Raw genomic sequence first — 23,436 nt, 5'->3', positions numbered from 1 at the left:
CCGCGCCCGAGACTGGAGGTGCACGGGGTGGACGGTCCTGGACGGCGGGTAGGCACCCGGTTCGGCCCCTACGAGCTGCGCGCGCTGCTCGGCAAGGGCGGGATGGGCGAGGTCTACGAAGCCTTCGACACCACCCGGCACCGGCTGGTCGCGGTGAAGTTGCTGTCGGAGACGCCGGCCCAGGATCCGGTCTATCAGGAGCGCTTCCGCCGCGAGTCGCAGGCCGCGGCCCGGCTGGCCGAACCGCACGTCATCCCCATCCACGACTGGGGCGATATCGACGGCGTGCTGTTCCTCGACATGCGCCTGGTCGCGGGTGCGGACCTGCGCACCATCCTGCACCAGACCGGCCCGCTGGACCCCGCTCGCGCCGTGCGCCTGGTGGAGCAGATCGCCGCCGCACTGGACGCCGCGCACGCCGAGGGCCTGGTGCACCGCGACGTGAAACCGGCCAACATCCTGGTCACTGACGCCGACTTCGCCTACCTGGCCGATTTCGGCATCGCGTACTCCGAGGGCGATTCGGCGATCACCGAGGTCGGCATGGCCGTCGGCTCCTACATCTACATGGCGCCGGAGCGCTTCGACGCGGGTCCGGTCACCGGCCGCTCCGACATCTACTCGCTGGCCTGCGTTCTCTACGAATGCCTCACCGGCGTCTCGCCGTTCCCGGCCGCGGGCGTGACCGCGCTGGTGAAGGCGCACATGACCCAGCCGCCGCCGCGCGCCAGCGCTCAGCGCCCGGGACTGCCGCCCGCCATCGACGCGGTGATCGCCACCGCGATGGCCAAGAACCCCGCCGACCGCTACGCCACCGGCCTGGAGTTCAGCCGGGCGGCCCGTTCGGCGCTCGGTATGCGCGACACCGGTCCGGCGCCGGTCGCCGCTCCGAAGTCCACGGCGGCGGTCGCCGGACAGCCCACGCGCGGGGTGTTCGGCAAGGGTGCGGCCGGTCCCGGCGTCTTCGGTACCACGCCCGCCGCGCCCGCGACCGGGACCGTTCCGGTGACCACCGGCACCGGTCCGACGTTCGTCGTGCACGCCCCCGACCCGTCGCGCTTCGGCGCTAGATCCGAGCCGGGCGTCGCCTCGACGCTGCTCCCGCCCGAGTCCACGGGCGAGGTCTCGGCGGTGATCCATCCGACCGGACCGACCGAGATCCGGGCCTCGGAGTTCGAGTTCAGCCCGCTGCCCACCCAGGAGCAGCAGGCCGTCCCCCCGGTCCCCGCCCCCGTCTCGGCTCCCGCGTCCGGCGCGATCCCGCAGGTGCGGCCGTTCCCGGACGCTCACCTGTACGACGAGGGTCAACGCTACGGCGATGACGCGGTCAGTGCGCCGATCCCGGTCACTCCGCCGGTGGTCTCCACCCCGCCGCCCGTGGGCCTCGGTGAGGTGCCCCCCGGTGAGGTGCCTCACAGCGAGATGTCCCGAGGGGACTCGCCCGATCAGCCCTACTCCGACGAACACCCCTCCGGCACCTATCGCATACCCGCGGGCTTCTCGCAGGGTGCGGCCGACCCGACCCGGCAGTACGATCCGGCCGAGCCCGGAGCGCAGGGCGGTTACGTGGGCGCGCCCGCCTACAGCAGCGATGTCGCCCGTGACGAGCTGATCGCGCCCGCGACGACCCGCTACCGCGTCCCGCCGGTGCCTGAAGTAGCCCAGCCCGCGCCCGAGACCAGGCGCTACCCCGAACCGACCGCGCCGCCGCCCGGCGTGACGGCGGGGGACTACCCGCGGGGATACCCACTGTCCTCGCCGGAACAGGACGGTTACGGCGCGGACGGATACGGCCGGGATCCGTACGCCGCGCAGGAATACGGTCAGCGGTCCAACCCCTTCGCCGAGCCCCACGCGGGGCGGCATGCGGATCAGTACCCTCGTGACCGGAATCCTCATGGCGCGCCATCGGATCCGTACGCGGCCCACGGCGATCCCTATGGTGCGCAGGCGGACGACTATGGTGCGCAGGCCGACCCGTACGGTGCGCAAGCGGATCCCTATGGCGCGCAGGGCGACCCGTACGCCGCGCAGGCGGACCCCTATGGGGCACAGGGCGACCCGTACGCCGCGCAGGCCGGTCCCTATGCGGCTCGAGGCGAGTCGTACGGTGCGCAGGGCGATCCCTATGCCCCGCAGCACGATCCGTACGGCCGCGACCCGTATGCCTCACCCGGCTACGGACCCGAGCGAGCCGCCCCCACCGCCTACCACGACCCCTACGAGCAGCGGTCCGGACGTTCTCCGCTCCTGCCGATCCTCGCCGTCTGCGCGGCCGTGGCGCTGCTGGCGGTCGGCGGTCTCGTGGTGTGGCGGGTGCTGGGCGGCGACGGCGCGGACACCGCCGCCGGTGGCGCGGCGACGACCGCGACCATCGCGGCCTACCCCGGCGGCTCTGGCTCCGGTACCGGCACGGGAGCCGACGGCCCGACGACCTCGGCCGCGCGCCCCACCACCACCGGCAGCACACCGGTCCGCCTGCCTGCGGGCTCGACGCCGTGTGGCTCGACCTCCAGCAGTGCCAACGGCAATGCCGCCGCGGGCAACGGGGTGACCAGTTGCCCGTTCGCCGAGGAGGTCCGGCGCGCGTACGCCGCGCAGGCCTCGCCGAACTCGACCGCCCCGCGCACGGTCACCGCGGTCAGCCCGGTCACCGGTCGCTCGTACACCATGACCTGCACGCCGTCGGGCGGCCTGGTCACCTGCACCGGCGGGGAGAACGCCATCGTCTACGTGTACTGAGGCGAACGGCGCCACGACGGTGTTCCGGCCCCGGTCGGCCGGACCTCCGGTGTCTACGTCGATGGGGCGTGCCGGAACGGCCGGTGCCCCAGCTGTCAGCGCGGTGACCGGGGAGCTACAGGGGCGAGCAGGGCGGAAAGGTGACCGGTAGCGCGGTCGGCGCCCGATGCCGCCCGCCGGGCCGCCAGCCGATCTCCGCGAGCGGTACCGCCCGGCGGATCTCCGGGATCGCGTCGAGCAGCAGTTCGAGCGCTTCGTGGGCGATCATCGTCGCCACCGGCACGGCCGGGCATGCCCGCGGCCCGGCGCCCCACGCCAGATGCGAACGATTGCCGGTGCGATCGCCGGTGACAGCCGGGTCGTTGTTGCACGCTGCCAGGCCGATCAGCACCGGCTGCTGCTCGGGCAGGAACGTATCGCCGATGATCTGCGGTTGGCGCGGATAGCGCATGCAGTGGTTGGCCAGCGGAGGATCGGTGAACAGCACCTCGTCGACGGCGTCGCGCACGGTGAGCGCGCCGCCGAGCAGCCCGCCGCGGAATCCCTCGTCGGTGGTCATCAGCAACAGCGTGTTGGCGATCAGATTCCAGGTCGGCTCGGTGGCGGCGAGATACACCTCGGTGATCCGGCGGATCAGTTCGGCGTCGTCGAGGTCGGGCGAGCTGTCGATCAGCCAGGAGATCAGATCATCCTCGGGCTGCTCGCGTTTGGCGCCGAGTGTGTCGGCGAAGACGGCGGTCAGCCGGTGCCGGGCGCGTGCGGCGGTCGTCGTGTCCGTCGCGTCGCGCAGCTGCGTCATCGCGGTGTGGGCGGCCTCGCCGTCGTGCGGGCTCAGCCCCAGCACGAGGCCGACGACGTCGACGGTGAGCGGAATGGCGTAGTCGCCGAGGAGTTCGGCTTCGCCGACCCGGCAGAACCGGTTGATCAGCGGCACCGCGGTCTGCTCGACGGCGCGGCGCAGCGCGAACAGGTCGATGCGGGCGAGGCACTCGGCGTAGGCGGTGTACCGATCGCCGTGCCCGGCCGGTTCGGCGGGGAATCGAGCCTCGTCGGTCAGGATCTGCAGCGCCTCGCGGTAGCCGACCACCAGGGTCGCGCGTACACCGTCGGATATCTCCACCGGGACGAAGGGGCCGTACTCCGCGCGCAGCTCCCGGTAGGCGCGGTGCGGGTCGGCGGCGAATTCCGCCGAGTGCAACCGCGCCGGTTCGTCGTCGCGGCGCGGTCCGCCGCCGGTGCGAAGGGTCGACGGCATGAGCGAGCACGTGGTGATCAAATGCGGTACCCCCATGAACGACAGCGAGTGGACAACGGGAAATGCTGTACTGCACGGTCTTTCACGCACACGCTGCCGAACCCGCCATGGGGACGGGGCGATCGATCGGAATCCTTGCCCGGTAATACTCTCGGGCGGATGACATGTTCGACACACGTGTGTTTCGAGCAAGCGTGGGCGAGCATACCTCGCGGGTCCGGCGATTCGGCCGACCGACGCGGGACGCGAGTGGTCGAACACCGTGACGCCCAGTACGGTGTCACATCAGCCGACGCGGTCACCGGGGCCGGGTGGAGCTGGTTGCGAGGACAAGATGGCTGCTGATCGGTTCGGCCGCATGGTTGCGGCGCTGGGCGGGGGCGTGCTGGTATCGGCGCTGCTCATCGGGTGCACGGTCGACCGCGAGAGCGGTGTGGATGCCGACGCCGCCGTGCTGCCCGCCACCGAGACGACCACCACGGTCACCGGAGCGCCGATCGAGGTCACGCTCCCCGGCACCCTGGCCGCCGATTTCCAGCTCTGGAAGGCGGACATCGACGGTCGGGCAGGGATGGCGGTCATGCCGGTCGGTGGCACCCGGCCGGTCGTCTTCGGCGACTGGACCAGTGGCCCGGCCTGGTCGACGATCAAGGTGCCGCTGGTGATCGCGGCCCAGCGCGCGAACGCGAACGCCTCCACCTACTCGATCAACGCGGCCGTCACCGCCTCCGACAACACCGCCGCCGACGCCCTCTGGCAGGGACTCGGCGGTGGCAAGCAGGCCGCGCAGGCCATCGAGGCAGTGTTGCGCGAGGCCGGCGACAGCACCACCGCGGTGCCCGCCACTCGGCCCAGGCCGGAGCATTCCGCCTTCGGCCAGTCCGAGTGGTCGCTGACCGAACAGATCCGCTTCGCCGCGAAGCTGCCCTGCCTGCCCGGTGCGCAGACCGTGCTGGAGTTGATGGGGGAGATCATCCCGGACCACCAGTGGGGCCTGGGCACGGTGACCGGTGCGAATTTCAAGGGTGGCTGGGGTCCGGACACCTCGGGGAACTATCTGGTCCGCCAGTTCGGCATCATCGACGGCCCGGGCGGCCGGATCGCGGTGGCGCTGGCCGCCGAACCGGAATCGGGCTCCTTCGCCGACGGCATGGCCGCGCTGAACGGGATGGCGGAGTTGGTCTCCCAGCACCTCGACGAACTCGCGGGCGGCAGTTGCCCGTCGTGAGCCCACGCTCGTAACCCAGGGTTCACGGGGGCGCGGCTGCCGGATCGGTCCGACGGGGGCAAGATAGCGGCCATGCGCATCGGAGTCTTGACCGGAGGCGGAGACTGTCCAGGGCTGAACGCGGTGATCCGCGCGATCGTTCGCACCGCGAACGGCCGCTACGGAGACGCGATCGTCGGATTCCAGGACGGGTGGCGCGGCCTACTCGAAGACCGCAAGATCAACATCCTCAACGACGACCGCACCGACCGGCTGCTCAACAAGGGCGGCACCATGCTCGGCACCGCACGCACCAACCCGGACGTGCTCAGGGACGGGCTCGGCCGGATCAAACAGACCCTCGACGACAACGGCATCGAAGCACTCATCCCGATCGGTGGCGAAGGCACCCTCACCGCCGCCAGCTGGCTGGCCGACGAAGGGGTGCCGGTGGTCGGCGTCCCCAAGACCATCGACAACGACATCGACTGCACCGACGTCACTTTCGGGCACGACACCGCCTTGAGCATCGCCACCGAGGCCATCGACCGCCTGCACACCACCGCCGAGTCCCACCAGCGCGTGATGCTGGTGGAGGTGATGGGCAGGCACGCGGGCTGGATCGCGGTGAACTCCGGCATGGCCGCGGGCGCGCACCTGACCCTGGTGCCCGAGGAACCCTTCGACGTCGAGGAGGTCTGCACCCTGATCAAGCGCCGCTTCCAGCGCGGCGACAAGCACTTCATCTGCGTGGTCGCCGAGGGCTCGCATCCGGCTCCCGAATCGGGTTTCGCGTTGCGGGAGGGCGGCATCGACGAATTCGGCCACGAGCGTTTCACCGGCGTCGCCCAGCAGCTCGGCGCCGAGATCGAGCGCCGCATCGGCAAGGAAGTCCGCACCACCGTCCTCGGTCATGTGCAGCGCGGCGGTAGCCCCACCCCCTACGACCGGGTGCTGGCCACACGTTTCGGTCTGCACGCCGCGGAAGCCGTGCACGCCGGGCAGTTCGGCAAGATGGTCGCGTTGCACGGGACCGCGATCGAACTGGTGGCGCTGTCGGAGGCGACCAAGCAGCTCAAGCGGGTGCCCGCCGAACGGTACGCCGAAGCCAAGACGTTCTTCGGCTGAGCCGCCCGCCGCCGGAACCCGCACCGTCGCCCTGAGATCCGCCGCACGCACCTCATCCCGAGGGCGGATCCAGGGGCGACCGAAGGGTGATTCGCGCGCCCCGGCCGCGCCGGTAGGGTGCGGCTATGCGCCACGGGTATCTGATCGCCGCGCTCGCCGCGGTTCTGTTCGCCGTCACGGCATGCTCGTCCGGATCGGAGGGGCCCGAGCCGGTCGGCGGTGACTGGCACGGCGCCATCGAAGTGCCCGGCTCCCCGATCGAGATCGGCGTGACTTTCAACGGTCCGGATTCGGCCACCATCGACATCCCGGTGCAGGGCATCGAGGACGTCGCACTGCGCGACGTGCGCACCGCCCCCGGCGACGTCGGCTTCGTCGTCCCGGACATTCCCGGCGAGCCGACCTTCAAGGGCGCCCTGGACGAGGCGACCGGGCGCATCGGGGGTGAGTTCACGCAGATGGGCCAGAGCTTCCCGCTGACCCTCGAACCCGGTGCGATCGCGCCGCTCGCGCGTCCGCAGGAACCGCGACCGCCGTTCCCCTACCGCGTCGAGGACGTCGACTTCGCCGCCGGTGACCTGACGGTGGCGGGCACGGTGACCCTGCCGGAAGGCCAGGGCCCGTTCCCCGCGGTCGTGCTGATCACCGGAAGCGGCCCGCAGAATCGCGACGAGGAGTTGTTCGGCCACAAGCCGTTCCTGCTGATCGCGGACACCCTGACCCGCGCCGGCTATGCGGTGTTGCGCACCGACGACCGCGGTGTCGGCGGCACCGGCGGCGACCTGAACACCGCCTCCTACGACGACCTCGCCCGCGACGTCGAGTCCGGCATCGACTACCTGCGCGGCCGCCCCGATATCGACCCGGCGCGCATCGGCCTGTTCGGCCACAGCGAAGGCGGGTATCTCGCCCCGCTGGTCGCCGCCCGACCCGACAGCGGCGTCGCCTTCGCCGTCCTCATGGCCGGTCCCTCGGTGGACGGCGGTTCGGTGCTCATCGAGCAGACCCGCGCCATCATGGCCGCGAGCGGTTCGACCGCCGAGGAGATCGACAAGCAGCTCGCGACCACCACCGAGATGCTGAGTCTGCTGCTTGCGGGTGATCTGGAAGGTGCTCGGGCCGTCTACGACCGCAGCCTGGCCGATATGCCCGAGCAAGCACGCGAGTCCGCGGTGGAGGCAGTCAACCCGATCACGCCCTACTACGCCTCCTTCGTCACCTATGACCCTGCGCCCGCGCTCTCGGCACTGCGCATTCCGGTGCTCGCCCTCTACGGCGGCAAGGACCTGCAGGTGCTCACCTCCCAGAACGAGCGGCCCGCGCGCGATCTGCTGGCCGCGAATCCGGCTGCCACCGTGCACGTCTTCCCCGAAGCCAATCATTTGATGCAGCCGGCGACCACCGGCAGTCTCGAGGAGTACGCCGCCATCGAGACCACCATCGACCCGCAAGTCCTCACCTACGTCACCGACTGGCTGACCGGTCGCGTGCCGCCGAAGTGACCGCAGGAGGTCGTGACGATCGCGTGGGCGGGCTTACCTAGACTGATCCCCATGAGCGCACCCACGGTCGAGCTGATGGATTACGCCGATGTCGTCGCCCGGTACGAGCCGGTGCTCGGCATGGAGGTCCACGTAGAACTCTCCACGGCGACCAAGATGTTCTGCGGCTGCCCGACCGAGTTCGGCGCCGAGCCGAACACCCAGGTGTGCCCGGTCTGCCTGGGCCTGCCCGGCTCGCTGCCGGTGGTCAACGAGAAGGCCGTCGAGTCGGCCATCCGGATCGGCCTGGCGCTGAACTGTTCCATCACCCCGTGGGGCCGGTTCGCGCGCAAGAACTACTTCTACCCGGATCAGCCGAAGAACTACCAGATCAGCCAGTACGACGAGCCGATCGCCACCGACGGCCACCTCGACGTGGTACTCGACGACGGCAGCGTGTTCCGCGTCGACATCGAGCGCGCCCACATGGAGGAGGACACCGGCAAGTCGTTGCACGTCGGCGGCGCCACCGGCCGCATCCATGGCGCCAGCCACTCGCTGCTCGACTACAACCGGGCGGGCGTGCCGCTCATCGAGATCGTCACCAAGCCGATCACCGGAGCGGGGGAGCGGGCCCCCGAAGTCGCTCGCGCGTATGTCACCGCACTGCGCGACCTGCTCGAATCGCTCGGTGTCTCCGACGTGAAGATGGAGCAGGGCTCGCTGCGCTGCGACGCCAACGTCTCGCTGATGCCCGTCGGGGCTACCGAATTCGGCACCCGCACCGAGACCAAGAACGTCAACTCGCTGCGCAGCGTCGAGATCGCGGTGCGCTACGAGATGCGGCGCCAGGCCGCGGTGCTCACCTCCGGCGGCAGCATCGTGCAGGAGACCAGGCACTTCCACGAGGCCGACGGCTCCACGTCGCCGGGCCGTCGCAAGGAGACCGCCGAGGACTACCGCTACTTTCCCGAGCCCGACCTCCTGCCGATCGCCCCCGCCGAGGAGTGGATCGAACAGCTGCGCGCCACCATCCCCGAATACCCGTGGCTGCGCCGCGCCCGGATCCAGGCCGACTGGGGCCTGTCCGACGAGGTCATGCGCGATGTCGTCAACGCGGGCGTGCTGGACCTGATCATCGCCACCGTCGAGGCCGGCGCCCCGGTCAACGAGGCCCGCTCCTGGTGGGTCGCCTACCTCAGCGAGAAGGCCAAGGAACGCGGCGTCGCACCGGCCGAGCTGCCCATCACCCCCACCCAGGTGGCCGAAGTCGTGAAGCTGGTCGAGGCCAAGACCGTCAACAGCAAGGTCGCCAAGCAGGTCGTCGACTTCGTGCTCGACGGCGAGGGCGAACCCGCCGCCATCGTCGAGGCCAAGGGGCTCGGCATGGTCAGCGACGAGGGCGCCCTGCAGGCCGAGGTCGAGAAGGCGCTGGCCGCCAACCCCGACATCGCCGACAAGATCCGCTCCGGCAAGGTCGCGGCCGCGGGCAAGATCGTCGGCGACGTCATGAAGGCCACCCGAGGTCAGGCCGACGCCGCCCGAGTCCGCGAACTCGTCCTGGCCGCCTGCTCCTGAGTCCTCCGGCGGTGCCTGCGGCCCGCGGGCACCGCTCGCCGCTCGCCAGGGGACAGCGGGCGTCGGCCGCGGAGGGCCCACCCGCCGTGGGCGACCCCGCCGGCCGGTCTGGCAGCGGGGCGCCTCGGCGTCGCCGCTGACCCGTCGGTGTTCCGGCGGATCTAACCCGTCGGTGCTCCGGCGGACCGCTGTCCGCCGAGTGCGTCGAGGAGAGGATCGAGTGAGCGGACCATCGTCTCACCGAATCCGTCCCCGCCCTCGTCCCACAGTTCGAACCACTCGTTGTCATCGGGCTTCTGGATTCGGCGCAGACCACGGGCGGCGAGCTCGCACAGCTCCGGGGTGACCGTCAGCTGGACTCCCTCCGCGGCACGCAGGGTCGCCGGATCGTCGGACGGGATGCGCAGATGCGCCAGCAGGGCGGCGATGCCGACCGCGCCCTGAGCCTCGTGGGACTCCACATAGTCCGCCTCGAGCACCTCCCGGAACACCTGACGGAGATACTCCTCGGCGCCGTCTCCACCCGCGTCGCGCAACCCGCCGATCGCGTCGAGCGATCCGTCGTTGTCGAACGGCCCTTCGCCCCAAGCTCCCACAATTCTTCCCTTCTCACCGGTTACGGGACAGACGGTAGCGAGTGGGTACGACGACGGCCCGTTCGCGCGTCGGCGAACGGGCCGTCGTCCCGGGCACGGCAGGTCAGTCCGGGCCGCCGCCGCCACCGCCGGAGGGCGGTGGGACGATCACGACGCGGTCGTCGTTGGGGCCGGGCGCGCCGCCGTCGCTCTTGTTGACCGTGCCGACCCAGACGTTGCCGTCCGGGCCGACGGTCGCGCCACCGATCCGGCCGTAGCGGTCCTGGACGAGCAGGGTCGGCGCTGTGGTCACGGCGCCGGTGGCCGGGTCGGTCGCGGCGATCGCCACCGCCTTGGCGTCGGTCAGCGCGATCGCGATACCGTCGGCGACCGCGGCACATCCCGCCACCCCCGGCCGATCCGCCCACGTCCACGCGACCGACAGCGTGCCGTCCGGGCCCAGCCGCTGCAAACGGTCCTCGACGCCGGTGCGATCGGTGAACCACACCGCTTCGGTGCTGTCGCGGCAGACGTCACCGGCCGTGCCGATGCCGGAGGCGACCACCTGCGGGGACGCCGCGCCGGGCGCGGGGGAATCCAGGCCCAGCAGCTTGCCCGCCAGCGATCCCGGCGAACTCGCCTGGCCGGGGTTGCCGGCGTCGCCGGTCAAGACCATCAGCCGATCCGGGGTGGCCCATTCGATGGCGCCGCGGTTGCCGGTGGCGCCCTTCGGGATTCCGGTCAGGATGTCCTTGGGCGCGCCGTTCTCGGCCAGCCGCACCACCCGGTTGTCGGAGGCGGTGGTGACGTAGGCGTAGATCAGGCCGTCCTCGCCGTAGGTCGGCGAGAGCACGATGTCGGTGAGCCCGCCGTCGCCCGAGCCGTCCACCGGCACGGTGGCGATCTCCACCGGCGGGATGTCGGGATCGACGACCTTCATGATGCGCCCGGTGCGACGTTCGGCGACCAGCACGCCCTCCCCGATGCCGACCAGCCCGCCGGTGGTGTCCAGGCAGGTCGCGACCACCGCGGGGTCCTGATCCACGCACGGCCCGGCCGGCCTGGTGCTGGAACTCGGCGGCTGGTCCGGGGACTCCGGTGCGGCCGGTGCGTACGTCGGCTCGGGCGTGAACGGGCTCGACGCGGAATCGTCGAACCTCGCGCACCCGGCCAGCAGAGTGGACCCGAGCGCCACACACATCGCGACGCGCGCCACGGCAACCGATCTCATGCCCCAGACGTTACGGAAACCCCGCCGTTCGCGCTGCCGCCGGGTCGGGTCCTGCCGGAGGTTCGCGGACACGCCGTCGCGCGTACCGGCCGCACGCTCGGGTTTCGCGGCCTAATGTGTACAGCCGTGAGCGACAAGCCGAAAGCGACGTCCGCAGGTTCGCCCCAGGGTGACCGGTCCGCTGTGTCCACCACCGGCGCGTCCACGAGCCGCGGCGTGACCAGTCCGATGGACAATCCCACCGAGCAGTTCCAGGCGATGGACACCTCGGTACGGGACGTACCGCGGACCGACGAGGAACTAGGACTGGACCCGGATGTGCCGACGGTGGCGAACCGCGCGGCCGCGGCCGGATCGGAGAAGTCCGCCGAGCCGGCCGAACCGCGTCCCGCTGCGTCCGATCCCGCTGCGTCCGATCCCGCTGCGTCCGGTCCTGCCGAGTCCGGTCCTGCTGAGTCCGGTCCGGGCAAGGCCGATCTCCGTAAGCGGGATGCCGGCGCGGCCACAGCAGCCACCGCCACGGCGACGATTCCCGACCAGGACGCCGAGCCCGAGGCGGATTCCGATACCGACCAGGGCAGCGACACCGACCGGGGTGGCGAGACCGCCGCCTACGCCTACGCCAGCATCCCGCCCGCCGCGAACACCCCCGGTGAGCGGAGCGTCGCGGCCCGCAGACGCGCGGTCGAGAACCGGCGCGGCACGCTGGATCTCGGCCTGCTCGTGCTGCGCCTGGTGGTCGGCGCGATCTTCCTCTACCACGGTCTGCAGAAGCTGACCGGCTGGTTCCACGGCCCCGGCCTGGACGGCACCCGCGACATGATGGCCGAAGGCGGCTGGGACCACCCCACGCTGTCGACGATCCTGCTCGTCGTCGGCGAGGTCGGCGGCGGCGCGCTGCTGATCCTCGGCCTGGCCACCCCGCTCGCGGCGGGCGCGGTGCTCGCCGTGATCCTCGACGCCTGGGCCTGGAAGCAGGGCATGCTGCCCGGATTCCAATTCAACTCCTCGGTCCCCACCGGCGTCGAACTGGACACGATCCTCGCGGGCACGGCCGTGGCGATCATCCTCACCGGCCCCGGCAGGCTCTCGCTGGACCGCGGCCGCGGCTGGGCCACCCGCCCTTTCATCGGATCGTTCACCGCCCTGCTGCTCGCGGTCGTGGCCGCCGCCCTCACCTTCTGGTATCTGCACGGCGGGAACCCGTTGACCGGCATCGGACCCTTCGACTGATCCAGCCTGCGAAGGCGGATCTCCGTCGGGCCGACCACCGTTTCGGGCCGTGCCGCCGACGGCCGGAGCCGCACACATCGTCGGAAACCGCCGAAACGCGGGCTGCCTGATCGCGCGGTTCCCCGTCTTCGCCCGCGATCCCGGCGGCGGCCCGGTCGCCGCCGCCGATTCTCGCGGCTGATCAGCGGCGCTGCCCACCGCGGCCGGCACGAGTTCGCGCCGCGCGTGACGAAGGCCCCGGCTCATCCGAGCCGGGGCCTTCGTCGTCGCTGTCGGAACGCACACGGGACGCGACGAACGGTGCGCTCTCGCCGAGACGTCCGTCAGCGCCCGGGACGGATCGATGTTCAGGGCACCTGACGAACCGCGCCCTTGTCGGCGGAGGTCGCCAGCGCCGCGTAGGCGCGCAGCGCGGTGGTGACCGGACGCTGCCGGTCCACCGGCTGCCACGGCCGCTCCGAGGCGTCCATCTTGGCGCGCCGCTCGGCCAGCACCGCGTCGTCCACGAGCACCTCGAGAGTGCGGGTGGCGACGTCGATGCGGATCTGGTCACCATTCTCGACCAGGCCGATCACGCCGCCGCTGGCCGCCTCGGGGGAGATGTGACCGATGGACAGACCGGAGGTGCCGCCGGAGAACCGGCCGTCGGTGATGAGCGCGCACTGCTTGCCCAGGCCCGCTCCCTTGAGGAAGGCGGTGGGGTGCAGCATCTCCTGCATGCCCGGACCGCCCGCCGGGCCCTCGTAGCGGACCACGAGCACATCGCCCGGCTGGATCTTCTTGCCGAGGATCACCGACACGGCCTCTTCCTGCGACTCGACCACCACGGCCGGGCCCTGGAAGGAGAACAGGTCCTCGTCGATGCCCGCGGTCTTGAGGATCGCGCCGTCGGGAGCGATGTTGCCGCGCAACACGACCAGGCCGCCCTCGACGGTGTAGGCGTGCTCCTTGTCGCGGATGCAGCCGCCCACGGCGTCGGTGTCCAGCGAGGACCAGCGGTTCTCGGTGGAGAACGGCTCGGTGGTGCGCACCCCGCCGGGCGCGGCGTGGAACAGTTCGATCGCTTCCTCGGATGCCTTGCCCGAGCGGATGTCCCAGGTGTCGAGCCATTCGTCGAAGCTCGCGGTGTGCACGGTGGTCACGTCGGTCTCGAGCAGTCCGGCGCGGCGCAGTTCGCCCAGGATGGCGGGGATGCCGCCGGCGCGGTGCACGTCCTCCATGTGGTAATCGGAGTTCGGCGAGACCTTCGACAGGCAGGGCACCTGGCGGCTGATCTCGTCGATGGTCTGCAGATCGAAGTCGATCTCGCCCTCCTGCGCGGCGGCGAGGGTGTGCAGCACCGTGTTGGTGGAACCGCCCATCGCCACGTCCAGGGCCATCGCGTTGCGGAACGCTTTGGCATTGGCGACATTGCGCGGCAGCACCGAGGCGTCGTCGTCGCGGTACCAGCGGTTGGCGATGTCGACGATCACCGTGCCCGCCCGCTCGAACAGCGCGCGTCGGGCGGCGTGGGTGGCCAGGGTGGAGCCGTTGCCGGGCAGGGCCAGGCCCAGCGCCTCGGTCAGGCAGTTCATCGAGTTGGCGGTGAACATGCCCGAGCAGGAACCGCAGGTCGGGCAGGCGCTGCGCTCGACCTCGCTCAGACCATCGTCGGAGACGGCGGCGTTGGCGCTGGCCGAGATCGCGGTGATCAGGTCGGTCGGAGCCTGCGCGACACCGCCGACCACCACGGCCTTGCCGGCCTCCATCGGCCCGCCGGAGACGAACACGGCCGGGATGTTCAGGCGCATGGCGGCATTGAGCATGCCGGGGGTGATCTTGTCACAGTTGGAGATGCAGACCAGCGCGTCGGCGGTGTGCGCGTTGGCCATGTATTCCACCGAGTCGGCGATGATCTCGCGCGAGGGCAGCGAGTACAGCATGCCGCCGTGGCCCATCGCGATGCCGTCGTCCACCGCGATGGTGTGGAACTCGCGCGGCACTCCACCCGCGGCGCGGACCGCCTCGGCGACGATCTCGCCGACGTCCTTGAGATGCACATGGCCCGGCACGAACTGGGTGTAGGAGTTCGCGATCGCGACGATGGGCTTGCCGAAGTCGGAGTCGGTGAGGCCGGTGGCCCGCCACAGCGCGCGTGCGCCTGCGGCATTGCGTCCGGCGGTGGTGGTGCGTGAACGAAGCGGTGGCATGTGTGATCGTCCTCGAAAGGTGCGGTGGGCTGAATGTGCTGGGGGCGGGTCGGAGCCGCGTGTCGCCGCGGACCTCGCGCCGACGGAGAGGGGTGGTGCCGTCGGCGTGAGCGGGTCGATCGGGGGTCGCCGCACCGGGTGACCCGCCTGTTACACGGCACCTGCGAGCTTACGCCGGGCTCGTGGGAGGCCCGGGGGAGACGGCGAGATCAGTCCTTGTCGGCGCCGCTCTCGTCGGCGCGGCCCTTCCCGGTGTCGCCGCCCTTCCCGGTGTCGCCGCGCTCGCCTGCGGCGCTCGTCTGGTCCGCGTCGCTCGCGTGGTCTGCGTCGCTCGTCTTCGATGTGCCGCTCATGTCGTCCACATCGCCGGCCGTCGCGGAGCCCTCGGCCCCCGCGGCCTTCTCGTCCTCGGCCTTCCTGGCCTCCTGTCGCGCCTCCCACTCCGCTTGGCGCTTGGCCTCCTCGGCCGCGAACACATCCGGCAGCCTGCCCTGCGAGGCGGTGATCAGCGTGCGCAGCCGGTCGTAGCCGACAGCGGGCAGCGACACCACCGACTCGTCGGCCAGGTGCGCGCGCACGTAACCGCGCTTGGGGATGCTCACCCCCGCGATCTGCTCCCAGTCCAGATGCCGGGACGAGAACACCCGCCGCAGATCGAGCCCGTCGTCGGACACCACGGTCCGGGTGCGGGCGATCCACACCACGACCGCGACGGGCAGCAGCATCAGCCACCACAGCAACTTCGGCCACCCGACGACGAACAGGAACACGCCCAGTGCGAGCACCACCACGCCGAGGTAGGCGAGCTGAGTGACCCGTATGACCGTGCGGTGGCCGGCGGCAGCCGACGAGCTACCCGTCGACGATCCGGTCTCGGCGGTGTGGGACGATTTACCCGGTGGCACGGACTGATGCGGTGATGACACACCACCATCCTCGCATCCTGGTGATCGGACACAAGCAACCACTGTTGTCCCACATAATGGGACGCGCGGGGTCATCTGTTTGACTGTTCGGTTCACGCGGCCTTAACGTCGTGCGCGTGAATCGAAACGAGTTGCTCGTACTCGGCCGGCGCGTCCAGCGTTGAGCCTGACTGCCTGAGTCGAATACGTCAGCTCGCGTTTGTGACGCGCCACCCTCGATCAGCCTCGGCTGTCGAGGGCTTTTTTGTGTTCGGACATCGTCCGGCGCGCGGCGGGTCGCAGACGCCGGTCGTGCCAGGCACACAAGTGTTGTCCGGGGTCGGAACGACAAGTAAGGAACGAAGACGGTGAGCGCACCAACCGCACGACCCGGGCCCTCGGCCCGCAGGTCAGCGCCTTCGGCGAATCAGCAGACCGGTAGCCAGGCGCATCAGCCCGCCGGCACGGCCAACCGCCGCCAGGTCCCGCCCGAGCGGGTGACCGGCGCGCAGTCGGTCGTCCGCTCGCTCGAGGAGCTCGGCGTCGACACCGTATTCGGCATTCCCGGCGGCGCGATCCTGCCCGTCTACGACCCGCTGTTCGACTCCACCAAGGTGCGTCACGTGCTGGTGCGCCATGAGCAGGGCGCGGGCCACGCCGCTACCGGTTACGCGCAGGCCACCGGCAAGGTCGGTGTGTGTATGGCCACATCCGGCCCCGGCGCGACCAACCTGGTGACCCCGATCGCCGACGCCCAGATGGACTCGGTCCCGATCGTCGCCATCACCGGCCAGGTCGGCCGCAGCCTGATCGGCACCGACGCCTTCCAGGAAGCCGACATCTCCGGCATCACCATGCCGATCACCAAGCACAACTTCCTGATCACCGACGGCATCGACATCCCGCGCATGATCGCCGAGGCGTTCTACCTGGCCGCCTCCGGTCGTCCCGGCGCCGTCCTGGTCGACATCCCCAAGGACGTGTTGCAGGCGCAGACCACCTTCAGCTGGCCGCCGGAGATGCGGCTGCCCGGCTACCGCCCGGTCACCAAGCCGCACGGCAAGCAGGTCCGTGAAGCCGCCAGGATGATCCTCGACGCCAAGCGCCCCGTGCTCTACGTCGGCGGCGGCGTCATCAAGGCCGACGCCTCGGCCGAGCTGCTGAGGCTGGCCGAGCTGACCGGCATCCCGGTGGTCACCACCCTGATGGCGCGCGGCGCGTTCCCCGACAGCCACCGCCTGAACATGGGCATGCCCGGCATGCACGGCACCGTCGGCGCCGTCGCCGCGCTGCAGAAGTCGGATCTGCTGATCACCCTCGGCGCCCGTTTCGACGACCGCGTCACCGGCCAGCTCGATTCCTTCGCGCCCGAGGCCAAGGTCATCCACGCCGACATCGACCCGGCCGAGATCGGCAAGAACCGGCACGCCGACGTCCCGATCGTCGGTGACTGCCGCGAGGTCATCGCCGAACTGGTCGAGACCCTGCAGGCCGACCCGGCCGTCGGCGGCGACGCTCCGCTGTTGAACCTGACCGAGTGGTGGACCTACCTCGACGGCATCCGCGACCAGTACCCGCTGGGCTGGACCCCGCCGAGCGACGGCTCGCTGTCCCCGGAGTTCGTCATCGAGGCGCTGGGCCGCCTGGCCGGTCCCGACGCCATCTACTGCGCGGGCGTCGGCCAGCACCAGATGTGGGCCGCCCAGTTCGTCAAGTACGAGAAGCCGCGCACCTGGCTCAACTCCGGTGGCCTGGGCACCATGGGCTACGCCGTGCCCGCCGCGATGGGCGCCAAGATGGGCATGCCCGACCGTGAGGTCTGGGCCGTCGACGGCGACGGCTGCTTCCAGATGACCAATCAGGAACTGGCCACCTGCGCCGTCGAGGGCGTGCCGATCAAGGTGGCGCTGATCAACAACGGCAACCTCGGCATGGTCCGCCAGTGGCAGACCCTGTTCTACGAGGAGCGCTACTCCAACACCGATCTGGGCACCCACACCCTGCGCATCCCCGATTTCGTCAAGCTCGCCGAAGCCCTGGGCTGCCACGGCATCCGCGTCGAGAAGGAAGAAGAGGTCGAGGCCGCGATCCGCGAGGCACAGTCGATCAACGACCGCCCCGTCGTCATCGACTTCATCGTCGGCAAGGATGCCCAGGTGTGGCCGATGGTCGCCGCGGGCACCAGCAACGACGAGATCATGGCCGCGCGTGGCATCCGTCCGCTCTTCGACGAGGACGAGCAGGCCGCCGAGCCCGCGGTCATCCACGAGGCGATGACGCACGGCCAGCAGCAGGCAGCAGAGAACGAGGGGACCGAAGCATGAGCAGCACCCACACCCTGAGCGTCCTGGTCGAGGACAAGCCGGGCGTGCTGGCGCGGGTGGCGAGCCTGTTCTCCCGCCGTGGGTTCAATATCGAGTCGCTGGCGGTCGGTGGCACCGAACTGCCCGACATCTCGCGGATGACCATCGTCGTCACCGTCGAGGATCTGCCGCTCGAGCAGGTCACCAAGCAGCTCAACAAGCTGGTGAACGTCATCAAGATCGTCGAGCAGGACGCCGATGCCTCGGTGGCCCGCGAACTGATCCTGGTGAAGGTGCGCGCCGACGCCAGTGTGCGGACCCAGGTGATCGAGGCCGTGCAGTTGTTCCGCGCCAAGGTCATCGACGTCTCGCCGGACGCGCTCACCGTCGAGGCGACCGGCACTCGTTCCAAGCTCGACGCGCTGCTGCGCATGCTCGAGCCGTACGGTATCCGGGAGATCGTGCAGTCCGGTGTCGTCGCCGTCGGTCGCGGACCCAAGTCCATCACCGCGACGCGCTGAGTCCAACAATTCCATCCGTCACCCGTGCGTCAGCACGGTGCTCCCCGCCGCCGGCGGGGATGATCCTCCAGAAGGGAAACCAACCACGTGGCAGTCGAGATGTTCTACGACGACGATGCCGACCTGTCGATCATCCAGGGCCGCAAGGTCGCGGTCATCGGCTACGGCAGCCAGGGCCACGCCCACTCGCTGAGCCTGCGTGACTCCGGCGTCGAGGTTCGCGTCGGTCTGGCGGAGGGCTCGAAGTCGCGTCCCAAGGCCGAAGAGGCCGGCCTGACCGTCGGCACGCCCGCCGAGGTCTCCGAGTGGGCCGACGTGATCATGGTGCTGGCCCCCGACACCGCGCAGGCGTCGATCTTCACCAACGACATCGAGCCGAACCTGAAGGACGGCGACGCGCTGTTCTTCGGCCACGGCCTCAACATCCACTTCGGCCTGATCAAGCCCCCGGCCGAGGTCACCATCGGCATGGTCGCCCCCAAGGGCCCGGGCCACCTGGTGCGCCGCCAGTTCGTCGACGGCAAGGGCGTGCCCGCCCTGATCGCCATCGACCAGGACCCCAAGGGCGAGGGCCAGGCGCTGGCGCTGTCCTACGCCAAGGCCATCGGCGGCACCCGCGCGGGCGTCATCAAGACCACCTTCAAGGAAGAGACCGAGACCGACCTCTTCGGTGAGCAGGCCGTGCTCTGCGGCGGCACCGAGGAACTGGTCAAGACCGGTTTCGAGGTCATGGTCGAGGCGGGCTACGCCCCCGAGATGGCCTACTTCGAGGTCCTGCACGAGCTCAAGCTGATCGTCGACCTCATGTACGAGGGCGGCATCGCCCGCATGAACTACTCGGTCTCCGACACCGCCGAGTTCGGCGGCTACCTGTCGGGCCCGCGCGTCATCGATGCGGGCACCAAGGAGCGTATGCAGGCCATCCTCAAGGACATCCAGGACGGCACCTTCGTCAAGCGCCTGGTCGCCAACGTCGAAGGCGGCAACAAGGAGCTCGAGGCCCTGCGTAAGCAGAACGCCGAGCACCCCATCGAGGTCACCGGCAAGAAGCTGCGCGACCTGATGAGCTGGGTCGATCGCCCGATCACCGAAACCGCCTGATCGCTGGTTTCCCCACGACAGGGCCGTCCGTTCGCGGGCGGCCCTTCGTCGTCTGCAAGATTCGGGCTGGTATTCAGAATACGATCTGAATTATGCTCGATGAATGAGCATCACGGCCGATGACAACGTCACCTTCTCCGACCTCTCCCGCCATCCCAAGGAGGTCGCGGAGCGAGCGTCCAAGCTCGGACGTGTTCGGGTGACCCATCGGGATGCTGTCGATTTCTATCTCACCGTCGCCGACAGTCAGGACTTGCGTGACGAGTCGCTGACTGCTGCCTCGCGCCTGTTCCTCGCCTTGCTGCGTCACGATCCGAAAGCCCAGGCTCTACTACCGGCGGTTCCCGATGTCTTTCCCTGGGTCAGGCACCTGACCGAAGAGGAAACGCGCGCGTTCATCGTGGAATTGGTGGAAGTTCTGTCGGATGCGGCTGAACTGGGAGCCGATGTGCGCGTTCGCGAGTGTCTCGCCGGATGGCGGGCGACTGCCCGGATCAAGGCTGATCCTTCTACCTACCGGGCGGCGCAACAGCCGACCACGGGGGATTTCGGCGCAGTGGACGTCGCCATATGAGCCCCAAACGCGGTGATCGGGTGACGGTGCCCGCTCAGGAACCTGAATGGGAGCTGCGCTTCGGCACCACGGACGCTGTTCGCGGGTGGGAGGAGCTGTGCCGCCTGGCGTTGGGAAATACGCGCCGCTGTTTCGAAGCGTTGCGAGCCGATCCGCGGTCACGGGCGCATCCGGATCGACAGCATCGCCTGCGCGGTGATCTGGCGACGCACCGTCATAACGGCGTCGATCTGGAGCAGTGGGAGTATGAGGTGACCAGTGCCGGCCGAATCCGATACGGCATCGACGATTCGACGCGTACCGTGTGGCTGGTCTTGGCAGGTAGACGTCGAGACCAACGTCTTCCTCGGCGCCACCGGGAAGTCGAACTTCCTGACGCCGGACTTCCTCGTCTATTGCTGCCTCGATTCCCCGTTCCAAGACGTCCGCGCCGCCGACACCCTGATGGTCGGCGAGGTGTTGTCACCGTCGAACACTCAGACCGACATGGAAGCGAAGAAGGGCCGCTACGCGGGCGCCGGGATTCCCTGGTACTGGGAGGTCATGATCGCGCGGACCGACAGTGCCATCGCTGTCGTCCGCGCCTACGCGCTGGAGACCGGGCACGGTCGTCTGCCCGAGGGGGTACGACTCCTGCGACCGACCAACTATCTGCTGGCAGGTGAATGGACCCCCGCCGACGAGGACGGCGTGCACATCGGGTTCCCGTTCCCGATCGACATCCCCTGGCAGGAACTCGCCTATTGAACTCGGCGGCGGCGCGTGCGTCGAATTGCCGCATCTCGGCGACCCCAGGACCGAGACTGGGAGAATGACACCCACGGCCGCCACCACCCCCGCAGACCCCGGCGCATCGGCCGAGTCGTCGAAGGAGACCGGCCGTGCCGCCCGCCGACGCGTCGCACGTTCCGAACTCGGAGCCTGGAAACCACCGGCCGACCGCCGCGACCCGATCGACATTCTCCAGCAGCAGGCGAAGACCCGAGTGCCCGAGCTGGTCCCGATCCGCTACGCCCGGATGGCCGCGGGCGTCTTCCCGTTCCTGCGCGGCGCGCCTGCCGTCATGGCCGCCGATCTCGCCGCCACCCCGAACACCGGCCTCACCGTCCAGCTGTGCGGCGACGCCCACCCGTCGAACTTCGGCCTCTACGCCTCGCCCGAACGCACCCTCGTCTTCGATCTCAACGACTTCGACGAAACCCTGCCCGGTCCCTTCGAATGGGACGTGAAACGCCTCGTCGCGGGCCTGGCCGTCGCCGCCCGCGCCAACGGCTTCGACGACGACCAGGCCACCCGCGCCGCCGTCGACGCGTCCGCCGCCTACCGAACGGCCATGCGCGAATACGCGACAACCGACGCGCTGAGCATCTGGTACGAGCGCACCGACGCCGAAGAAGCCACCGCGCTGATCCGCAAACCCCAGACGCGCAGCCGGGTGGAACGCACCCTTGCCGCCGCCCGCGGCCGCACCAGCCTGCAGGCACTGCGCAAACTCACCGAACCCGGCGGCGACGGCGAGCCCCGCATTCGCGCCAACCCACCGTTGATCACCAGCGCCGACCAACTCGACATCGGCATCGTGAACCAGGTCTTCGCCGCCTATCGTGACACCCTGCCCGAGGAACGCCGCATCCTGCTCGACCGCTATCGCGTCGTCGACGTCGCGGGCAAGGTCGTGGGCGTCGGCAGCGTCGGCACCCGCTGCTTCATCGTCCTACTCACCGAACGCGATACCACGACCCCGCTGTTTCTCCAGGTGAAAGAGGCCGAGCAGTCCGTCCTGGCCGCCCACCTCGCGCCGAGCCGATATGAGCAGCAAGGTGCCCGGGTGGTCCACGGCCAGCGCCTGACCCAGGCCGCCGCCGACATCTTCCTCGGCTGGTGCACCGGCCCCGGGGGCCGCCATTTCTATTGGCGGCAACTGCGGGACATGAAAGGCTCCGCCGACCTCGCCACCATGACCCCGGCCCTGCTCCGCCGCTACGGCGAACTCTGCGGCCGCACCCTGGCCCGTGCGCACGCGCGCTCCGGCGACCGTGTCGCCATAGCCACCTATCTGGGCAAGAGCGACAGCTTCGACCGTGCGATGGGCGCTTTCGCCCTCTCCTACGCCGACCGGACCGCCGCGGACCACCAACGCCTCGTCGATGCCATCGACTGGGGCGAAGTGCGCGCGGCCGAAATCGAATGACCGGAAGACGGCCCGGCGCAGTGCCGGACCGCCTCACCACCGACTAGCTGCTGCCGAAGAAGATTCCGGCCGGCCGGTGATGGTGGAAGAACTGCACGTGCGGGTCGTCCCAGTGCTTGCAGTCGTCCCGGTGGCCCGGCGAGTGGGCCCAGTCGTCCCAGCGCCCCGGCGCGTCACAGCCGAACCGGTCACGATCGTGGTGGCCGTGCCTGACCTCGGTCATGCCGGGAACCGTCGGCTGCGCCGACGCGGGAACCGCCAACGCGGTCAACGGGATGGCGGCGAGCGCGCCTGCCATGGCCACCCGGGCCACTCGGCGCCGAGTCTGCTCGGAACGGGTCGTCGAATTCACCTTCTCTGTCCTTTCGATCCTCGGCGGACGTTACGCCCGCCTTCCCCCGCAGGGGATGTGCCCCACCGTGACCGGCGAGCGAGCCGCGCGCCCACACCACGAGCCGCGACCCCCGGCACCTCGCGTCGTGCGCGCACGAACAACCACTCTGCTGCATGCGGCCGGAAAGGTCACTGTCTGCCGGTGATTCGGTGGAAATGTCGGCACCGGGGCTGGGGCAGGGCTCAGGGAAAACCCCGAGTCCCGGTGAAATACGAATCCAGCACACCATTTCCACCGATTAGCGTCCGGCCGGAACTGGGACGATGGCAGCATGAACGATCCGAAAGCGCCCGTGCTCTACATCATCGTCACCGGTTCACCAGCGGCGCGCGATGTCGGAAAATTGGTGGAACTCGCTCAGTCGGCAGGCTGGGAGGTGTGCATCGTATCCTCCCCGGACGGCCTGAAGTTCATCGATGTGCGGGCGCTCGAAGAGACGACCGGCCACGTGGTGCGCAGCCGGTACAAGGATCCGGGCACTCCCGATGTGCTGCCGCCCGCCGACGCCATGATCGCGGCCCCCGTCACCTGTAATTCGCTGGCCAAATGGGCTGCCGGAATCTCGGACACCCTGCCGCTGGGGCTGCTGGTGGAAGCGGTCGGCAAGGGCCTGCCGGTGGTCGCCGTGCCGTTCTCCAACACGGCGCAGATGAGCTTTCCCGCGATACAGGAAGCCATCTTCAAGCTGTCGGATTGGGGAGTGAGCGTGCTCGTCGGCGACCAGTTCGACGATCAGCACGAACCGGGGACAGGGAAGCGGCGCGTGGAAGCCTTCCCGTGGCAGGAGGCTTGGCAGGCACTGCTGGACCATCGGCTCAGATAGGCGAT

19 protein-coding genes are annotated in these 23,436 nt (G+C 69.9%); 13 read left to right on the top strand and 6 right to left on the bottom strand.

Annotated elements, in window-relative coordinates; translation table 11 throughout:
* The first annotated feature begins 27 nt into the window (after window positions 1–27).
* Window positions 28–2,742 (top strand): protein kinase domain-containing protein, encoded by a 2,715-nt coding sequence (locus tag IU449_RS28965; RefSeq protein WP_324188152.1) that lies wholly within the window; start codon window positions 28–30, stop codon window positions 2,740–2,742.
* 115 nt (window positions 2,743–2,857) lie between these two features.
* On the opposite strand, the gene IU449_RS09705 is transcribed toward IU449_RS28965, so the two are convergent.
* Entirely contained in the window at window positions 2,858–3,997 is a 1,140-nt protein-coding gene (locus IU449_RS09705) for a cytochrome P450 (RefSeq protein ID WP_195001510.1), read from the bottom strand.
* 334 nt (window positions 3,998–4,331) lie between these two features.
* On the opposite strand from IU449_RS09705, the gene IU449_RS09700 reads away from it, so the two are divergent.
* From IU449_RS09700 to gatB, 4 genes are all read left to right on the top strand, one after another.
* Window positions 4,332–5,225, top strand: a complete 894-nt coding sequence (locus tag IU449_RS09700; protein ID WP_228803861.1) for a class A beta-lactamase-related serine hydrolase — start codon at window positions 4,332–4,334, stop codon at window positions 5,223–5,225.
* Window positions 5,226–5,297: 72 nt separating this feature from the next.
* Window positions 5,298–6,332: an ATP-dependent 6-phosphofructokinase gene (locus IU449_RS09695; protein ID WP_195001509.1), complete on the top strand. Its 1,035-nt coding sequence runs from the start codon at window positions 5,298–5,300 to the stop codon at window positions 6,330–6,332.
* Between the two features lie 125 nt (window positions 6,333–6,457).
* Window positions 6,458–7,834, top strand: coding sequence for an alpha/beta hydrolase family protein (locus IU449_RS09690; RefSeq protein WP_195001508.1), 1,377 nt, complete (start codon window positions 6,458–6,460; stop codon window positions 7,832–7,834).
* A 51-nt stretch (window positions 7,835–7,885) separates the two neighbouring features.
* Window positions 7,886–9,391, top strand: a complete 1,506-nt coding sequence (gene gatB / locus IU449_RS09685; protein ID WP_195001507.1) for an Asp-tRNA(Asn)/Glu-tRNA(Gln) amidotransferase subunit GatB — start codon at window positions 7,886–7,888, stop codon at window positions 9,389–9,391.
* A gap of 161 nt (window positions 9,392–9,552) precedes the next feature.
* Here gatB and IU449_RS09680 read toward each other — a convergent pair whose 3' ends face one another.
* Window positions 9,553–9,987, bottom strand: coding sequence for a DUF4259 domain-containing protein (locus IU449_RS09680; protein WP_195001506.1), 435 nt, complete (start codon window positions 9,985–9,987; stop codon window positions 9,553–9,555).
* Window positions 9,988–10,090: 103 nt separating this feature from the next.
* The gene (locus IU449_RS09675) at window positions 10,091–11,197 is read right to left on the bottom strand and encodes a PQQ-dependent sugar dehydrogenase (protein ID WP_195001505.1); all 1,107 of its coding nucleotides are present in this window, start codon (window positions 11,195–11,197) and stop codon (window positions 10,091–10,093) included.
* A 216-nt stretch (window positions 11,198–11,413) separates the two neighbouring features.
* Here IU449_RS09675 and IU449_RS09670 point away from each other — a divergent pair, with 216 nt between their 5' ends.
* Window positions 11,414–12,430 (top strand): DoxX family protein, encoded by a 1,017-nt coding sequence (locus IU449_RS09670; RefSeq protein WP_324188151.1) that lies wholly within the window; start codon window positions 11,414–11,416, stop codon window positions 12,428–12,430.
* Window positions 12,431–12,777: 347 nt separating this feature from the next.
* Here the strand turns inward: IU449_RS09670 and ilvD are convergent, their stop codons facing one another.
* Together ilvD and IU449_RS09660 are read right to left on the bottom strand one after the other, a co-directional pair.
* Window positions 12,778–14,619 carry a dihydroxy-acid dehydratase gene (gene ilvD / locus IU449_RS09665; protein ID WP_195001504.1) on the bottom strand — a complete coding sequence of 614 codons (1,842 nt, stop codon included), beginning with the start codon at window positions 14,617–14,619 and terminating at the stop codon, window positions 12,778–12,780.
* Between the two features lie 209 nt (window positions 14,620–14,828).
* The gene (locus IU449_RS09660) at window positions 14,829–15,545 is read right to left on the bottom strand and encodes a PH domain-containing protein (RefSeq protein WP_195001503.1); all 717 of its coding nucleotides are present in this window, start codon (window positions 15,543–15,545) and stop codon (window positions 14,829–14,831) included.
* Between the two features lie 347 nt (window positions 15,546–15,892).
* Here IU449_RS09660 and IU449_RS09655 point away from each other — a divergent pair, with 347 nt between their 5' ends.
* From IU449_RS09655 to IU449_RS09630, 6 genes are all read left to right on the top strand, one after another.
* Window positions 15,893–17,848, top strand: a complete 1,956-nt coding sequence (locus tag IU449_RS09655; RefSeq protein WP_195001502.1) for an acetolactate synthase large subunit — start codon at window positions 15,893–15,895, stop codon at window positions 17,846–17,848.
* The gene (gene ilvN, locus IU449_RS09650) at window positions 17,845–18,348 is read left to right on the top strand and encodes an acetolactate synthase small subunit (RefSeq protein ID WP_195001501.1); all 504 of its coding nucleotides are present in this window, start codon (window positions 17,845–17,847) and stop codon (window positions 18,346–18,348) included. Before IU449_RS09655 ends, ilvN begins: the two co-directional genes overlap by 4 nt.
* 99 nt (window positions 18,349–18,447) lie before the next feature.
* Window positions 18,448–19,449 carry a ketol-acid reductoisomerase gene (gene ilvC, locus IU449_RS09645; protein WP_174550437.1) on the top strand — a complete coding sequence of 334 codons (1,002 nt, stop codon included), beginning with the start codon at window positions 18,448–18,450 and terminating at the stop codon, window positions 19,447–19,449.
* 103 nt (window positions 19,450–19,552) lie between these two features.
* The gene (locus tag IU449_RS09640; protein ID WP_195001500.1) at window positions 19,553–20,023 is read left to right on the top strand and encodes a hypothetical protein; all 471 of its coding nucleotides are present in this window, start codon (window positions 19,553–19,555) and stop codon (window positions 20,021–20,023) included.
* Between the two features lie 258 nt (window positions 20,024–20,281).
* On the top strand, window positions 20,282–20,770 hold the full coding sequence (locus tag IU449_RS09635) for a Uma2 family endonuclease (RefSeq protein WP_195001499.1): 489 nt from the start codon (window positions 20,282–20,284) through the stop codon (window positions 20,768–20,770).
* A 64-nt stretch (window positions 20,771–20,834) separates the two neighbouring features.
* Window positions 20,835–22,214, top strand: coding sequence for a DUF2252 domain-containing protein (locus IU449_RS09630; RefSeq protein WP_195001498.1), 1,380 nt, complete (start codon window positions 20,835–20,837; stop codon window positions 22,212–22,214).
* Window positions 22,215–22,257: 43 nt separating this feature from the next.
* On the opposite strand, the gene IU449_RS09625 is transcribed toward IU449_RS09630, so the two are convergent.
* On the bottom strand, window positions 22,258–22,566 hold the full coding sequence (locus tag IU449_RS09625; RefSeq protein WP_195001497.1) for a hypothetical protein: 309 nt from the start codon (window positions 22,564–22,566) through the stop codon (window positions 22,258–22,260).
* A 313-nt stretch (window positions 22,567–22,879) separates the two neighbouring features.
* Between IU449_RS09625 and IU449_RS09620 the strand changes: the two genes are divergently transcribed.
* Window positions 22,880–23,431 (top strand): flavoprotein, encoded by a 552-nt coding sequence (locus IU449_RS09620; protein ID WP_195001496.1) that lies wholly within the window; start codon window positions 22,880–22,882, stop codon window positions 23,429–23,431.
* The last annotated feature ends 5 nt before the right edge of the window (window positions 23,432–23,436 follow it).

The sequence above is a fragment of the Nocardia higoensis genome (assembly GCF_015477835.1).
Classification (GTDB): Bacteria; Actinomycetota; Actinomycetes; order Mycobacteriales; family Mycobacteriaceae; genus Nocardia; species Nocardia higoensis_A.
Note: the sequence above shows the minus strand (reverse complement) of the source record. Positions and strands in the feature narration are given on the sequence as shown.

What these genes read in the sequence shown, in the direction of transcription:
- IU449_RS09620 (WP_195001496.1), top strand. Translation starts at nt 22,880, where the DNA reads ATGAACGATCCGAAAGCGCCCGTGCTCTACATCATCGTCACCGGTTCA.
- IU449_RS09705 (WP_195001510.1), bottom strand. Translation starts at nt 3,997, where the DNA reads ATGCCGTCGACCCTTCGCACCGGCGGCGGACCGCGCCGCGACGACGAA.
- IU449_RS09675 (WP_195001505.1), bottom strand. Translation starts at nt 11,197, where the DNA reads ATGAGATCGGTTGCCGTGGCGCGCGTCGCGATGTGTGTGGCGCTCGGG.
- IU449_RS09630 (WP_195001498.1), top strand. Translation starts at nt 20,835, where the DNA reads ATGACACCCACGGCCGCCACCACCCCCGCAGACCCCGGCGCATCGGCC.
- ilvC (WP_174550437.1), top strand. Translation starts at nt 18,448, where the DNA reads ATGTTCTACGACGACGATGCCGACCTGTCGATCATCCAGGGCCGCAAG.
- gatB (WP_195001507.1), top strand. Translation starts at nt 7,886, where the DNA reads ATGAGCGCACCCACGGTCGAGCTGATGGATTACGCCGATGTCGTCGCC.
- IU449_RS09695 (WP_195001509.1), top strand. Translation starts at nt 5,298, where the DNA reads ATGCGCATCGGAGTCTTGACCGGAGGCGGAGACTGTCCAGGGCTGAAC.
- IU449_RS09640 (WP_195001500.1), top strand. Translation starts at nt 19,553, where the DNA reads ATGAGCATCACGGCCGATGACAACGTCACCTTCTCCGACCTCTCCCGC.
- IU449_RS09690 (WP_195001508.1), top strand. Translation starts at nt 6,458, where the DNA reads ATGCGCCACGGGTATCTGATCGCCGCGCTCGCCGCGGTTCTGTTCGCC.
- ilvN (WP_195001501.1), top strand. Translation starts at nt 17,845, where the DNA reads ATGAGCAGCACCCACACCCTGAGCGTCCTGGTCGAGGACAAGCCGGGC.
- ilvD (WP_195001504.1), bottom strand. Translation starts at nt 14,619, where the DNA reads ATGCCACCGCTTCGTTCACGCACCACCACCGCCGGACGCAATGCCGCA.
- IU449_RS09700 (WP_228803861.1), top strand. Translation starts at nt 4,332, where the DNA reads ATGGCTGCTGATCGGTTCGGCCGCATGGTTGCGGCGCTGGGCGGGGGC.